This window comes from Streptomyces sp. NPDC046862 (assembly GCF_040704615.1).
Lineage (GTDB): Bacteria > Actinomycetota > Actinomycetes > Streptomycetales > Streptomycetaceae > Streptomyces.
On the sequence record NZ_JBEYXP010000084.1, the window covers coordinates 23,407 to 36,829 of the forward strand.

Genomic DNA, 13,423 nt, shown 5'->3' on the forward strand with positions numbered 1-13,423 from the left:
CGAACTCGGTCCGGCATCGGAACGGCGATGGTCGGACATCGGTACGTCGTCGGTTCGGCAACGGATCGGATTCGGTTCCGGAAACACCCGGAGACGTCCTCGAATCTCCGGGTGATCGTCCGTGGATCTGTCCTGAAATCTCTCCATGGAGGCGGAAAGTCCCTCGGATTGACGGACTTCTCGGGTGTCCCTACTTTCTGCGCCTGACCTGATCCGTTCCGGATGGTCCGAACGTCGATCCCTGGGGGACACAAGTGAGCTGGTTCATCGAGGCATTGAAGAAGTACGCGGTGTTCAACGGCCGCGCGCGCCGCAAGGAGTACTGGAACTTCGCGCTGTTCGTCGGAATCATCTACGTCGTTCTGGCCATCATCGCCGTCGCGTCCAAGTCCTCGGCCCTCTTCGTCCTCCTCGGCATCTTCTACCTCGGCATCCTGCTGCCCAGCCTGGGTGTCAGTGTCCGTCGCCTGCACGACACGGGCCGCTCCGGCTGGTGGCTGCTGTTCGGGATCGTCCCGCTGGCCGGTCCCATCACCCTGCTGGTCTTCACCTGCTCGGACAGCCAGCCGGGCCCGAACCAGTACGGCCCGAACCCGAAGGAGATCCCGGCGCACGTCTGACGCCGGAGCCGCCCACGTCGCGGCTGACACCATGAGGCCGCCCGGTCCGCTCCCGGGCGGCCTTCCGGCTTTCCGTCGTCAGCGGGGTTCCGCCAGCAGGTCCACCAAGCGGGACAGGCCGTCCGCCACGTGGCCCTCGGCGAGGGCGCGGTCGAGCAACTGCCGCATCGGTTCGAAGAGATCGGCGCGGACGCCCTGGTCGGCGAAGGTGTGCAGGAGGTTCGGGAAGGCCGCCTGGTTCGCGGCGATGCTGGAGACGTCGGTCAGGTGCCGGCCGCTGTCGACGGCTTCGGCGGTGTGGGGGACGAGGCCCGCGGTCATGGCGTTCAGCCAGTCGGTCAGCAGAGGGGCCAACTCCCGGGCGCTGATGCCCTCCGAGCGGATGAGCGCGTAGGACTGGACCACGCCCATCACCATCCCGTACATGCCGGTGAGGAGCGACAGGTCGTAAAGGGCCGCCAGGCCCGGGTCCGTGCCCGTCCAGCGGGTGCCGCCCAGCGCTGACAGTGTCGTCCGGTGCTTGTCGTACGCCTCCTGGGAGCCGCTGTAGAGGACGTACGCGGCGGGCGTCGCGATCATCTGGGGTACGGCCATGATGCCACCGTCGACGTACGCGATGCCGTGTTCCTCCGCCCAGGCGGCGAACTTCCTCGCCTGGACCGGGGTGCCGTTGGTGACGTTCACGAGCGTGCGGCCCGTGAGGGTGGAGGTCAGCGGGGTCAGGACGGCGCTCACGTCGTCGTAGGCCGTGAGGCAGACGACCGTCAGCGGGCTCGCGGCGATCGCCTCGGCGGGGGTGCCGGCCGGGGTCGCGCCCTGGGCGACGAGCGGGCCCGTTCTGGCGGCGGTGCGGTTCCAGACCGTGGTGGGGTGGCCCGCCTTGAGGAAGGCGGAGGCCAGGGCCGAGCCCATGAGGCCCAGGCCGAGGACGGTGACGGGGGGTTGGGTGGATACGTGGGTGTCAGGCGTGTGGGTTTCCGGCATGGCGACCATGCTGGTCGGGCGCCTGACTTGCCACAAGTACCGACTATTTGATCAGCTGCTTACCTTTTGGTGAGTGTGGGCAGCGGTGTGCGCCCGGGTGTTGGCGTGGGGGTCCGCGTGTGCGGGGCCCTCGTCACGCAGGCCCTCCCCGTCCTTGCATCCCGTCAGCACGAGCGTGGCGAGCGTGAGGGCGAGGGCGGCGAGGGCGCGGACGCGGGTGGCTCGGGCGGGCATGGCTGTACGGGCCTTTCCTGCGGGGCGGGTCGGTCGTGAGCAGCCTTCCTGGTGATCCGCCCCGTTGGCCATGGTTGCCGGGCGATGTGGGACGCCGGGACACTCGAAACCGCTGTGACCTGGGGAAACGGACAGGTCCTGGGATGCGTTGTGGGACGCCGGAGCACCGGGAAAGCACCCGGGAAGCAGACGGAAAGCCACGGGAAGCAGACGGAAAGCCAGGGGAAGGCGACGGAAAGCTCCGGGAAGTGGCCGCGAGGCGTTCGCGGCACTTTCAAGTAGTCCTGGGAGTTAGCTTGTTGCCCCTTAAATGATGCGACTCTCCAGGGAGAGGCTTTTATGGCCGGTGACGCGCTCAGCCAGGACCCCGCCGAGCTGCGGAAGAGGATCGACACCAGCAAGGCGCACCCGGCACGGGTCTACGACGTCTTCCTCGGCGGCAAGGACAACTACCCGCCCGACCGCGAGGCAGCCGCCGCGGCGCTCACCGCCAACCCGCGCGGCTACCTCGACGTCCGGCACAACCGCGACTTCCTGCGCCGCGCCGTGACCAGGCTGGCGAAGGAGGAGGGCGTACGGCAGTTCCTGGACATCGGCACCGGACTGCCCACCGCGGAGAACGTGCACCAGATCGCCCAGCGCGTCGCCCCCGCCTCACGGGTCGTCTACGTCGACAACGACCCCATCATCCTCACCCACGCCCGCGCCCTGCTCACCAGCGGTCCCGAAGGCGCCACCGACTACATCGACGCCGACTTCAAGGAACCCGCGCGGATCCTGGAGGAGGCCGCGAAGACCCTCGACCTCGACCGGCCCGTCGCCCTCGTCCTGGTCGCCCTGCTGCACTTCATCGAGGACGAGGAGGCCTACAGGGTCGTACGCGGGCTCATGGACGCCCTTCCGTCCGGGAGCCGGCTGGTGCTCAGCCACCTCACCGAGGACCTCAACCCGCCGAACATCCGCGCCGTCCAGGAGACCTACACCAAGCGCGGCTTCACCTTCGTGCTGCGGTCCAAGGCCGACGTCGAGCGCTTCTTCGCCGACAACGGCCTGGAACTGGACGCGCCCGGCGTGGTCCCCGCCCACCACTGGCACTTCGAGGACGGCGCGCCCCTGCCCGAGGCCGTGGAGCCGGCGTACGTCGCCGGCCTCGACCCGATCGAGAAGATCCGCTACGCCGACATCAACGACGTCACCGACGCGGACATCAACGTGTACGCGGCGACGGGCCGCAAGCCGTAGCGATACGCGCGATTCCCCGACCTCAGCCGTCCGTGACTTCAGCCGTCCGTCCCGAACCACGCCTCCGCGAGGTCGTCGAGGCGTGGCCGGGGTGGGGCGGGCAGCTCGCGCAGGTACCAGGGCAGGTCGCTGTAGACGTGCAGGAGCGCGTACGCGAGCAGCTCTCGCGGGGGGTGCGGGGCGCAGCCGTACGCCTCGTAGAAGCGCCTGAGCTGGCGGGCGTCGGCACGCGTCACGAAGAGCGCGGCGCCCGCGAAGTCGTACGCAGGGTCGCCGATCATGACCGGTTCGAAGTCGAAGAGGCCGGTGACGCGCCAGCCGTCGTGCGGGTCCACGGTCAGGTGCTCGCGCATGAACTCCGTGTGCAGCAGCACCCGTCGCCGTGGAGGCGGGAGCGGTACCGAACGCACGAAGTCCGGGATCTGCTCCAGCCAGTCCTCCGTGAGACCGCACGCGCGGTGATGCCGAACCACCTCGGCCCGCTGCACGGCCAGGAACCGGGCCCAGTCCGGCGGCCCGACCACGTCGGACAGCGGCTTCGGGTCCAGGGCGTGCAGCGCGGCCAGCGCCTCGGCCGCCTCGGTGACGATCCGGTCCTGGTCGGCAGCCGGGATCCGGTGCCACGCCATGGCCAGGCTCTCGCCGGGCAGCCGCGACATCAGCACGTACCGCCAGCCGTTCTTGTACAGATCGGCCGAGTGCAACCGAGGGGTGGGAACGGGAAGTTGACCCCAAAGGTGGGACAACACCCGTGCCTCCCTGACGGCTTCGGCGGCCTCGAAACCGGGGTAGAGCTTCAGGACGAGCGCGTCACCGACCGAGTACACCGGCAGCGAACCGTCCTCGAACCGCACCAACCGGGCCCCTTCGAGCCCCAGTTGCGCACAGAGGTCCTGCGCCGCGGGTCGCAGCAACGCCTCGTCCCGCACGACGCCGTTCAACTCGTCGACCGTGTCCACGCTGGGCAGCATGCGCGCAGCCTAAGGCGTGCGAAGACCCGCCCGCACCGCGATTTCCGCGAGTGCGGGGGCCACGTACCTCTTTAGAGTGAGGCCCCCTCAGTCCCACCAGAACGACCACACCCGCTGCCCGAGCACCTCATGTGCCGCGTACGCGCGCAGGGTCTCGTGGTGCCCCTGCGTGATGTTGTCCGGGCAGAACGCGAAGTGCTCGGCTGCGACGGCCTCGGCCTCGGCCGTCGAGGTGGGCGGGGCCGCCACGGACAGCACGAGCTGGTCGAAGGTGAGGGCGACGACACGTATGCCGAAGCGGTCCTCCCAGGAGCGGAGCACCGCGCACAGACGGGCCGTGTCGCCCTCGTGGTTCATCGGGCCGCTCCAGCCGATCGCCGCGGGGATGTCGGCCGAACGGCGGGCCGGGACGAGCGCGAGACGCGGCTCCTTGAACCAGGAGCCGTCGCCGACGAGGGAGTCGGCGATCTCGGCTGCACGGGTGTCAGGGGCCGCGCCGAGCGGGAGGGCGGGGGAGAGGCCGGGCCACGCCGCACCGTACGGCGCGACCACCTCGTCGTACGCCGCCGGTTCGCCGAAGACCTCGACGACCCTCTCCCCGCCGGGGTGGTCCTCGCCGGGGGCGGGCGCGTCCGCCGCGTAGTCCTCCCAGAACTCCGACAGCACCTCATCGGCGTCGTGATCCCCCGGATACGACACCTCGCCCGGCATCAACTCCCACTCCGCCGGGCCGCCCTGAGCGCCCCCGACGTCCAGCAGCACCGGAAGGAGCCCAGCCCGCCCGGCGCCCGAGCCCAGCGCCGCCCAGTTTCCGGGAGACGCCTGCCGCTCGGCATGCCACAGCAGCGGTTCGTGCCACGGACCATCATCCGTCGCGTCGATCAGTCTCCCGGGAGGGAGCGCGAGCCCGAGCGAACGCCCGCTCGGGTCTGCCGCCAGCGTGGGCAGCGGGTTGGGAAGAGTCGCCATGCCGGTGACTGTAGGGCCCGCCACTGACAAGTCACCCGCCCGGCAGGTCTCCACGGGAGTCCCGCTCCCCGTCGGGCACCGGTGGCGGGGCCGTGGTGGAGCGCGGGATCAGGGTCGTGGGCAGGATGATGTGCGGTGTGTGGTCCGCGCCCGGGTCACTGATGAGTTTCAGTGCCAGTTCGCCGGCCACGCGCCCCATGTCCGTGGGCAGTTGGGCCACCGTGGACAGGTCGACCCACTCCGCTACCGGCTGGTCGTCGAAGCCGAGCACGGAGATGCGCTGGGGCACGTCGATCTGCATGGTGCGCAGGATCCCGATGACGGCGGCCGCCAACTCGTCCTGCTCGGCGAAGACGGCGGTGGGTGGTTCGCGCAGACTCAGCAGTTTCCCGACCGCCTCCAGGGTGGCCCGCTTGTCCCGGGCCAGGGCCCGGGCCGTGACCACCAGCTCGTCGTCCAGGGGGATGCCCGCCTCGCTGAGCGCCTGGCGGTAGCCGAGCAGCCGTTCGTGCGAGCTGAAGGTGAAGCCGCTGGCGCCCACCGTCGCCAGGAAGGCGATCCGGCGATGGCCGAGATTCAGCAGGTGCCGGGTGCCCATGCGCGCTCCGGCCACGTCGTCGACGTACACGCTGGGGCGGCCCTCGACGTGCTGGCTGACGTAGATGACGGGCATTCCGAGGTCGTCCAGGCGCGCCGTCTCCTCGTCGGTGAGGTCGAAGGAGAACACGAGAAGCGCGTCGGCGTTCCGGCGGGCCGGGAGATGCTCGAAGAACGCGGTGCGCTCGCTCATGTCGGGGATGACATAGAGGGTCAGCTGCATGTCGGCCGCGCGCAGCAGCGGGGCCAGGCTGGACAGCGCCGAGCCCATGAACCACGAGTTGAGGGTGGGCACCAGGACCGCCACGACTCCCGTCCTACCGGTGACCAGGCTCGATGCCTGCCGCGAGACGGCGAAGTTCAGCTCGCGGGCGGCCTGTTCGACCCTGGCGCGGACCTCCGGTGAGACGGTCGGCAGGCCGCGCAGGGTGCGCGAGACGGTGGACGGGGAGACACCGGCCCGTTCGGCGACGTCGGCCATCGTGGGGTGCCGCTGAGCTGGAGGCATGAGCGGACGCTAACACAGCGGGACGGTGGCGAGAGCGTCGTCGAGACAGCGCTGTCATCATTCTCACGCCGCTGTATGGGCGTGAAAATGCCCGAAGATGCCGGGTATCGGCTTCGAGAGCTGAGATTTCCTGGCGGACTCTTACCCTTTTCCAGGGAAGCTGTGGATTGACTTGCCTCGTGGGTGCTCCTAGCGTGCAAGCGTTGTCACGGCGGGAACGAAGCCGCCGCCGTCAGGTCGATTCGCGTTGCTCTGACCTGCTCCTTTCCTCCCCATCGCGTCGTGACAACCCGGTCTCACGTTCGACGCCCCAGAGTGGAGAGAGACAGTGAAGTCCAGGACCACCAGAGCCCTTCCGTGCTCGGCCACGCTCGTCGCCGCCGGGCTCCTCCTCACCGCCTGCGGCTCGTCCGGCGGCAGCAGCGCCTCCACCGGGCAGGCCAGGAGCACCTCCTTCACGGGGCGCGGCCCCATCACCTACGTGGCCGGCAAGGACACCACCGGCACCATCCAGACGATCCTCGACCGCTGGAACAAGCTGCACCCGACGGAGAAGGTCACCTTCATCCAGCTGCCGCCCGACGCCGACTCGACGCGGCAGCAGATGATCCAGAACGCGGAGACGAAGTCCGACGCCTACACGGTGCTCGCCACGGACGTCGTGTGGACGTCGGAGTTCGCCGCCCACCAGTGGATCGAGCCGCTGCCGGAGAGCCAGTTCCCGCTGCGGAAGATGCTGCAACCGGTGGTGGAGACGGGGAAGTACCGCGGCAAGCTGTACGCCGTACCGGCCAGTTCGAACGGTGAGCTGCTGTTCTACCGCACCGACCTGCTGAAGAAGGCCGGCATCACCCGGCCCCCGTCCACCTGGGCGCAGATGACGGCCGACTGCGCCAAGGTGAAGCAACTGCCCGAGGCCAAGGGCATGTCGTGCTACGCCGGGCAGTTCCAGAAGTACGAGGGCCTGACGGTGAACTTCGCCGAGGCCGTGAACTCCGCGGGCGGTGTCGTCACCGACGCAGGCGGCAAGCCGGACGTCGACACCCCGCAGGCGAAGAAGGGTCTGGACTTCCTCGTCAAGTCCTTCCAGGACGGGACGATCCCGAAGGAGGCCCTCACCTACCAGGAGGAGGACGGACGGCAGGCGTTCCAGTCCGGCAAGCTCATCTTCCTGAACAACTGGCCCTACGTGTACTCCCTGGCCCAGAAGAGCCCGGTCGCGGGCAAGTTCGCGGTCGCGCCGCTGCCCGGCCTGAACGGACCCGGCACCTCCAGCCTCGGCGGTTCCAACCTGGCCGTGTCGTCCTTCGCCAAGAACAAGGCCACTGCCCTGGACTTCATCAAGTTCTTCAGCGACGAGGAGAACTCCACCTACTTCCTCAAGAAGGCCTCCCTCGCCTCGCCGTACGCGGACCTGTACACCAACGCGGCGCTGGACAAGCAGTATCCGTACCTGCCCGACCTCAAGCAGTCCATCGTGCATGCCGTGCCGCGCCCGCGCGTCGTGCAGTACGGCGATGTGACGGCCGCGATCGAGCAGGAGGCCTACGCCGCGATCACCGGGAAGAAGAGCAGCGCGCAGGCGCTGAAGGACCTGCAGGCGAGTCTGCGGAAGCTGACGGCGCAGTGAGGACCCGGTCCACCGCGGGCGCGGGGCGGCTGGCGGCCCTGCTGGTCTCCCCGACGCTCCTGGTGCTGACGATCGTCGTGATCTACCCGACGATCATGGCGCTGAACGAGTCGCTCTACGGGCCCAAGGGGCTCGACCCCAGGACCGGCTTCATCAGCGACACCGAGCCGTTCGTGGGGCTGAAGAACTACACCGACATCTTCACCCAGGCCGGGGACCGGTTCTGGAACGCCTTCTGGAACACCACGCTGTTCACCGTCGTCACCGTGTCGCTGGAAACGGTGCTCGGGGTGGCGATGGCGCTGATCATGCACAAGGCGTTCCGGGGCCGGTCCGCGGTGCGGGCGAGCATCCTCGTGCCCTGGGCCATTCCCACGGCCATCTCCGGCCTGCTGTGGAAGTGGATCTTCAACGCCGACGGAATCGCCAACGTCCTCCTCGGACACCAGATCCTGTGGACCGCCGACGGCTTCTCGGCCAAGATCGCGGTCATCATCGCCGACGTGTGGAAGACCGCCCCCTTCATCGGGCTGCTGGTCCTGGCCGGACTGCAGGTCATCCCCCAGGAGGTCTACGAGGCCGCCCGGCTCGACGGGGCGAGCGCTCTCAGGCAGTTCTGGCACATCACCCTTCCCCTGGTGAAGCCCGCGCTGCTGGTGGCGGTGCTGTTCCGGTGCCTGGACGCGTTGCGGATGTTCGACCTGCCGTACATCCTGATCGGCGCGCAGAAGGGCTCGGTGGAGACCCTGTCGATGCTCGCGCAGAACGAGGCCTCCAACGTCCGCTTCGGACCGGCATCCGCCTACGCGGTGATCCTGTTCCTCTACGTCTTCCTCATCGCGCTGGCCTTCGTCCGGCTGCTGGGCGCCGACCTCATAGGCGACGGCGGCACGAAGGGCGGGCGGGAGACCAGGAGGGTGCGCCGACGCGCCACGGCGCCGCGCCCCGCGGAGGTGATGGCATGACCCTCAACCCCACATGGCGCCGATGGCTGCCGTACGCGGGTGTTGCCGCCGTGGTGGCCTACTGCCTGGCCCCGTTCTACTGGATGCTGGTCTCCAGCCTGCGGCCCACGACCGACATCTTCAGCACCGGCCTCTTCCCCGCTCCGCTGTCGTTCGAGAACTACCGCTCGGTGTTCGGCCCCACCCAGGGATTCACCCGCGCGCTGCTCAACAGCCTGATCGTCGCGGGCACCACGACCGTACTGTCCCTGCTGCTGGCCACGTTCACCGCGTACGCGATGGCCCGGCTGGAGTTCCGGTTCAAGCGGCTGATCCTCACGCTGATCATCGCCACCTCGATGTTCCCGGTGGTGTCGATCGTGGTGCCGCTGATGAAGCTGTTCACGAACATCGGCTGGATCAACACCTACCAGTCCATGATCGTGCCCAGCATGTCCTTCACCCTGCCGCTCGCGGTGTGGAACCTCACCACGTTCTTCCGGCAGATGCCCGACGAGTTGGAGCACGCCGCCATGTGCGACGGCTGCACCCGCGGCCAGGCGTTCCGCAAGGTCATCGTCCCGCTCGCCGCGCCCGGCATCTTCACCACCGCGATCATCACCTTCATCGCCGCCTGGAACGAGTTCCTCATCGCGCTGTCGATGACCAACAAGCCCAGCATGCAGACCGCGACCGTCGCCATCTCCAAGTTCACCGGCGCCACCACCTACCAGACCCCGTTCGGCAGCCAGATGGCGGCGGGCGTGGTCGTCACCATCCCTCTGGTGATCATGGTGCTGCTCTTCCAGCGCCGCATCGTCGCCGGGCTCACCGCCGGAGCCGCGAAGTAGCAGTCGCCCTCCGGGCCCTCTCCCCCCAATAAGGAGTGACGCAACAGCATGACCGGTACCGCTCCGTGGTGGCGCAGCGCCGTCATCTACCAGGTCTACCTCCGCAGTTTCGCCGACGGGAACGGCGACGGCGTCGGTGACATCGCCGGCATCCGCTCCCGTCTGCCCTATCTCGAGTCGCTCGGCGTCGACGCCATCTGGATCAACCCCTGGTACAAGTCACCGATGGCGGACCACGGTTACGACGTGGCCGACTACCGCGACATCGACCCGCTGTTCGGCACCCTGGCCGAGGCCGAGCAACTCATCGAGGAGGCGCACCGGCACGGCATCCGCGTCATCCCGGACATCGTGCCCAACCACACCTCCGACCAGCACACCTGGTTCCAGGCGGCGCTCGCGACCGGCCCGGGCAGCCCGGAGCGGGAGCGCTACGTCTTCAGGCCCGGCCGCGGACCCGACGGCGGCGAACCGCCCAACGACTGGGTCTCCAGCTTCGGCGGCCCCGCCTGGACCCGGCTGCCGGACGGCCAGTGGTACCTGCACCTGTTCGCCCCCGAGCAGCCCGACCTCAACTGGGAACACCCCGAGGTGCGGGCCGAGTTCGAGTCGATCCTGCGGTTCTGGTTCAGCCGGGGCGTGGACGGCTTCCGTATCGACGTCGCGCACGGACTGATCAAGGATCCAGAACTGCCCGACCTGCCGCTCCTGGAGGACCCGGCGGCCGTGCTGGGACCCCTCACCTCCCGGAACCCGGCCGGTGAGCCGCCCCGGCAGCACGTCGACCACCCGCACTGGGACCGTGACGAGGTCCACGACATCTACCGCGCGTGGCGCGAGGTGGCCGACGAGTTCCCCGGCGACCGGGCGTTCGTCGCCGAGGCCTGGGCGGACACCCCGCAGCGACTCGCCGCCTACGTCCGCCCGGACGGCCTGCACACCGCCTTCAACTTCGATTTCCTGATGTCCGGTTGGGACGCCAAGGACCTGCGTGCCGTCATCGACGACTCGCTCGCCATGCTCGGCGCGGTGGGCGCACCGGCCACCTGGGTGCTCTCCAACCACGACGTCATGCGCCACCCCAGCCGCTACGGCCGCAGGACGTTCCGGCGATGGGCGGTCAACCAGCGCTACGAGCCCCAAGGCCCCCTCGACCTGGAACTGGGCAGGCAGCGGGCCCGCGCGGCCGCCCTGCTGATGCTCGCCCTGCCCGGCGGGGCCTACATCTACCAGGGCGAGGAGCTCGGCCTGCCGGAGGTCGAGGACCTGCCCGAGTCCGTACTCCAGGACCCCGTCTGGGAGCGCTCCGGCCACACCGCCCGCGGACGGGACGGCTGCCGCGTCCCCCTTCCCTGGTCCGGGCGGACCACGCCGTACGGCTTCAGCCCCGAGGGCACGACCACCGCGCCCTGGCTGCCGCAGCCGGAGAACTGGCGCGAGTTCAGCGTGGCGGCGCAGACCGGTGACGAGACGTCGATGCTGGAGCTGTACCGCGCCGCCCTGCGCGTACGCCGCGAACACCCGGCGCTGGGGCCCGTCTCCCCGGGAGCCGACAGCCTGACGTGGCTGGACGCTCCCCCCGGAGTCCTCGCCTTCAGCCGTGCCCCCGGCTTCGTGTGCGTGGTGAACCTGTCCGGTGACCCGTACCGGCTGCCCGCCCACGCATCGGTCCTGCTGGCCGACGGACCCGTCGACCGGGGACTCGTCGACGGCGGACTGCTCGCTCCGGACCGGGCGGTGTGGCTCGCGGTGTAGCGGTATGACAGCGGCCCGCCAGGGGCGCGAGGACGGACTCCGTCCTCACTCCCCTGGCGGGCCCCCGGCCGTCAGAGCCGCTCGGGCGTCCTGATGCCCAGCAGCGCCATGCCCTGGTGCAGGGTGCGGGCCGTCAGGTCGACCAGGAACAGGCGGTTCTCCACGACCTCCGGCGCGTTGTCCGCGCTCAGCACCTGGCACTGGTCGTAGAACGTCGTCAGCAGCGTCGCCAGCTTGTACACGTACGCGGCCAGCTTGTGCGGCTCGTACCCCGCCGCCACCTCGGCGATCGTCTCGCCGAACTGGTCCAGGTGCAGACCCAGCGCACGCTCCGCCGGAGCCAGTTCGAGCTCCGGGTGCGCGACCGGCCTGGCCTCGCCCGCCTTGCGCAGGATCGACTGGATACGGGCGTACGCGTACTGCAGGTACACCGACGTGTCGCCGCTCAGCGACACCATCTGGTCCAGGTCGAACTTGTAGTCCCGGACCGCCGACGTGGACAGGTCCGCGTACTTCACCGCGCCCACGCCGACGTACCGGCCGTTCTCGACGATCTCCTGCTCGGCCAGGCCCACCTTCTCGGCCTTCTCCCGGACGACGGTCGTGGCACGGTCGATCGCCTCGTCCAGCAGGTCCACCAGCCGGACCGTCTCGCCCTCACGCGTCTTGAACGGCTTGCCGTCCTTGCCGAGGACCGTGCCGAAGGCCAGCTGGAGCGCCTTGACGTCGTCGTCGTTCAGCCAGCCCGCCCGGCGGGCCGTCTCGAAGACCATCTTGAAGTGCAGGGACTGACGGGCGTCGACGACGTAGAGGAGCGTGTTCGACTTCAGGTTGAATACACGGTCGCGGATCGCGGACAGGTCCGTCGCCGCGTAGCCGTAGCCGCCGTCCGACTTCTGCACGATCAACGGGACCGGGTTGCCGTCCGGGCCCTTGATGTCGTCGAAGAACACGCACAGGGCGCCCTCGGAGCGGACCGCGACGCCCGACTCCTCCAGCAGGCGGCAGGTCTCCGCGAGCATGTCGTTGTAACCCGACTCGCCGACGATGTCCGGGTCCTGGATCTCCATGTCCAGCTTCTCGAAGACCGAGAAGAAGTAGATCTTCGACTCGTCCACGAACTTCTGCCAGGTGGCCAGGGTCCGCGGGTCGCCCGCCTGGAGATCGACCACCCTGCGGCGCGCCCGCGTCTTGAACTCGTCGTCCGAGTCGAAGAGCTTGCGGGCCGCCTTGTAGAGGCGGTCGAGGTTCGACATCGCCTGCTCACCGGACTGCTGGAGGTCCTCGCCCTGCCTGTGGTCCAGCTCGTGCGGGTGCTCTTCCAGGTACTGGATGAGCATGCCGAACTGGGTGCCCCAGTCGCCGATGTGGTGGCGCCGGACCACGTTCTCGCCGGTGAACTCCAGGATCTGCGCCACCGCGTCGCCGATCACCGCGGAGCGGAGGTGGCCGACGTGCATCTCCTTCGCCACGTTCGGCTGGGCGTAGTCGATGACCGTCGTGCCCGGGTGCTCCGCGTACGGGACGCCGAGGCGGCCGTCCGTGTCCGCGTAGCGCTCCGCGAGGTTCTGCGTGATCGCCTTGTCCGTGATCGTGATGTTCAGGAAGCCGGGGCCCGAGACCTCGATGTCCTTGATCACGTCGCCGGACTCGACCTGGGTGACGACCTGGGTGGCGAGCTCGCGGGGGTTGGCCTTCGCCTTCTTCGCGAGGGCGAGGATGCCGTTGGCCTGGAAGTCCGCCCTGTCGCTGCGTCGCAGCAGCGGGTCCGCGGGGGCCGCCTCCGGCAGGGCTGCCGAGAGGGCGGTCGCGAGGCGCTGGTGGACGGAGGCGGTGAGGGACGTGACCGGGGCCATAGGAGTGGGTGCCGTTCTCCTCGTGGGTACGGGTGGATGGGGCCAGTATCCCATGGGGGGTAAAGGGGTTTTCTCGGGTGCGGGGGGGGGGTGGGGGAGGGGCTTTTCTCGCCCCCGCCGCCCCTACCCGTCCCATCCCCAGGGACTGCGCCCCTTCGACCCGCCACGGGGCTCCGCCCCGGACCCCGTTTCGGGGGCCAGCCCCCGGGCCCCCGCTCCTCAAACGCCGGAGGGGCTGGGTGTGGGCCCCCGCTCCTCAAAC

At 69.3% G+C, this 13,423-nt stretch carries 12 protein-coding genes; 6 read left to right on the forward strand and 6 right to left on the reverse strand.

Translation table 11 applies throughout. The features are described 5' to 3' along the window. Positions 1–254: 254 nt before the first annotated feature. Positions 255–620, forward strand: a complete 366-nt coding sequence (locus AB0959_RS49575) for a DUF805 domain-containing protein (RefSeq protein ID WP_366833579.1) — start codon at positions 255–257, stop codon at positions 618–620. 78 nt (positions 621–698) lie between these two features. Here the strand turns inward: AB0959_RS49575 and AB0959_RS49580 are convergent, their stop codons facing one another. Together AB0959_RS49580 and AB0959_RS49585 are read right to left on the reverse strand one after the other, a co-directional pair. Next, positions 699–1,604 (reverse strand): NAD(P)-binding domain-containing protein, encoded by a 906-nt coding sequence (locus AB0959_RS49580; protein WP_366833580.1) that lies wholly within the window; start codon positions 1,602–1,604, stop codon positions 699–701. Between the two features lie 51 nt (positions 1,605–1,655). Next, positions 1,656–1,838, reverse strand: a complete 183-nt coding sequence (locus AB0959_RS49585) for a hypothetical protein (RefSeq protein WP_366833581.1) — start codon at positions 1,836–1,838, stop codon at positions 1,656–1,658. A 339-nt stretch (positions 1,839–2,177) separates the two neighbouring features. Here AB0959_RS49585 and AB0959_RS49590 point away from each other — a divergent pair, with 339 nt between their 5' ends. Continuing rightward, positions 2,178–3,080: an SAM-dependent methyltransferase gene (locus tag AB0959_RS49590; RefSeq protein WP_366833582.1), complete on the forward strand. Its 903-nt coding sequence runs from the start codon at positions 2,178–2,180 to the stop codon at positions 3,078–3,080. 38 nt (positions 3,081–3,118) lie between these two features. Here the strand turns inward: AB0959_RS49590 and AB0959_RS49595 are convergent, their stop codons facing one another. The 3 genes from AB0959_RS49595 to AB0959_RS49605 form a co-directional block, all read right to left on the reverse strand. Continuing rightward, positions 3,119–4,051 carry an aminoglycoside phosphotransferase family protein gene (locus AB0959_RS49595; RefSeq protein ID WP_366833583.1) on the reverse strand — a complete coding sequence of 311 codons (933 nt, stop codon included), beginning with the start codon at positions 4,049–4,051 and terminating at the stop codon, positions 3,119–3,121. Between the two features lie 87 nt (positions 4,052–4,138). Beyond that, a complete protein-coding gene (locus AB0959_RS49600) occupies positions 4,139–5,020 on the reverse strand; it encodes a DUF4253 domain-containing protein (RefSeq protein ID WP_366833584.1) in 882 nt (293 codons plus the stop codon). A gap of 31 nt (positions 5,021–5,051) precedes the next feature. Next, entirely contained in the window at positions 5,052–6,125 is a 1,074-nt protein-coding gene (locus AB0959_RS49605) for a LacI family DNA-binding transcriptional regulator (protein WP_366833585.1), read from the reverse strand. 328 nt (positions 6,126–6,453) lie between these two features. Between AB0959_RS49605 and AB0959_RS49610 the strand changes: the two genes are divergently transcribed. Genes AB0959_RS49610 through AB0959_RS49625 form a run of 4 tightly spaced genes read left to right on the forward strand, consistent with a single transcriptional unit; the run spans position 6,454 to position 11,305 of the window. Next, positions 6,454–7,755 (forward strand): ABC transporter substrate-binding protein, encoded by a 1,302-nt coding sequence (locus AB0959_RS49610; protein WP_366833586.1) that lies wholly within the window; start codon positions 6,454–6,456, stop codon positions 7,753–7,755. Then, positions 7,752–8,720: a sugar ABC transporter permease gene (locus AB0959_RS49615; RefSeq protein ID WP_366833587.1), complete on the forward strand. Its 969-nt coding sequence runs from the start codon at positions 7,752–7,754 to the stop codon at positions 8,718–8,720. The genes AB0959_RS49610 and AB0959_RS49615 overlap by 4 nt, the downstream gene beginning before the upstream one ends. Further along, on the forward strand, positions 8,717–9,550 hold the full coding sequence (locus AB0959_RS49620; RefSeq protein WP_366833589.1) for a carbohydrate ABC transporter permease: 834 nt from the start codon (positions 8,717–8,719) through the stop codon (positions 9,548–9,550). Before AB0959_RS49615 ends, AB0959_RS49620 begins: the two co-directional genes overlap by 4 nt. A gap of 48 nt (positions 9,551–9,598) precedes the next feature. Continuing rightward, complete coding sequence (locus tag AB0959_RS49625; protein WP_366833590.1) at positions 9,599–11,305, forward strand: glycoside hydrolase family 13 protein; 1,707 nt, start codon at positions 9,599–9,601, stop codon at positions 11,303–11,305. A 71-nt stretch (positions 11,306–11,376) separates the two neighbouring features. Here the strand turns inward: AB0959_RS49625 and argS are convergent, their stop codons facing one another. Continuing rightward, positions 11,377–13,161, reverse strand: a complete 1,785-nt coding sequence (argS, locus tag AB0959_RS49630) for an arginine--tRNA ligase (RefSeq protein WP_366833591.1) — start codon at positions 13,159–13,161, stop codon at positions 11,377–11,379. Between the last annotated feature and the right edge of the window lie 262 nt (positions 13,162–13,423).

Bases quoted from the DNA above. Each gene is read 5' to 3' on its own strand.
- AB0959_RS49595 (WP_366833583.1), bottom strand. From the start codon at position 4,051: ATGCTGCCCAGCGTGGACACGGTCGACGAGTTGAACGGCGTCGTGCGG.
- AB0959_RS49590 (WP_366833582.1), top strand. From the start codon at position 2,178: ATGGCCGGTGACGCGCTCAGCCAGGACCCCGCCGAGCTGCGGAAGAGG.
- AB0959_RS49585 (WP_366833581.1), bottom strand. From the start codon at position 1,838: ATGCCCGCCCGAGCCACCCGCGTCCGCGCCCTCGCCGCCCTCGCCCTC.
- argS (WP_366833591.1), bottom strand. From the start codon at position 13,161: ATGGCCCCGGTCACGTCCCTCACCGCCTCCGTCCACCAGCGCCTCGCG.
- AB0959_RS49600 (WP_366833584.1), bottom strand. From the start codon at position 5,020: ATGGCGACTCTTCCCAACCCGCTGCCCACGCTGGCGGCAGACCCGAGC.
- AB0959_RS49605 (WP_366833585.1), bottom strand. From the start codon at position 6,125: ATGCCTCCAGCTCAGCGGCACCCCACGATGGCCGACGTCGCCGAACGG.
- AB0959_RS49620 (WP_366833589.1), top strand. From the start codon at position 8,717: ATGACCCTCAACCCCACATGGCGCCGATGGCTGCCGTACGCGGGTGTT.
- AB0959_RS49580 (WP_366833580.1), bottom strand. From the start codon at position 1,604: ATGCCGGAAACCCACACGCCTGACACCCACGTATCCACCCAACCCCCC.
- AB0959_RS49625 (WP_366833590.1), top strand. From the start codon at position 9,599: ATGACCGGTACCGCTCCGTGGTGGCGCAGCGCCGTCATCTACCAGGTC.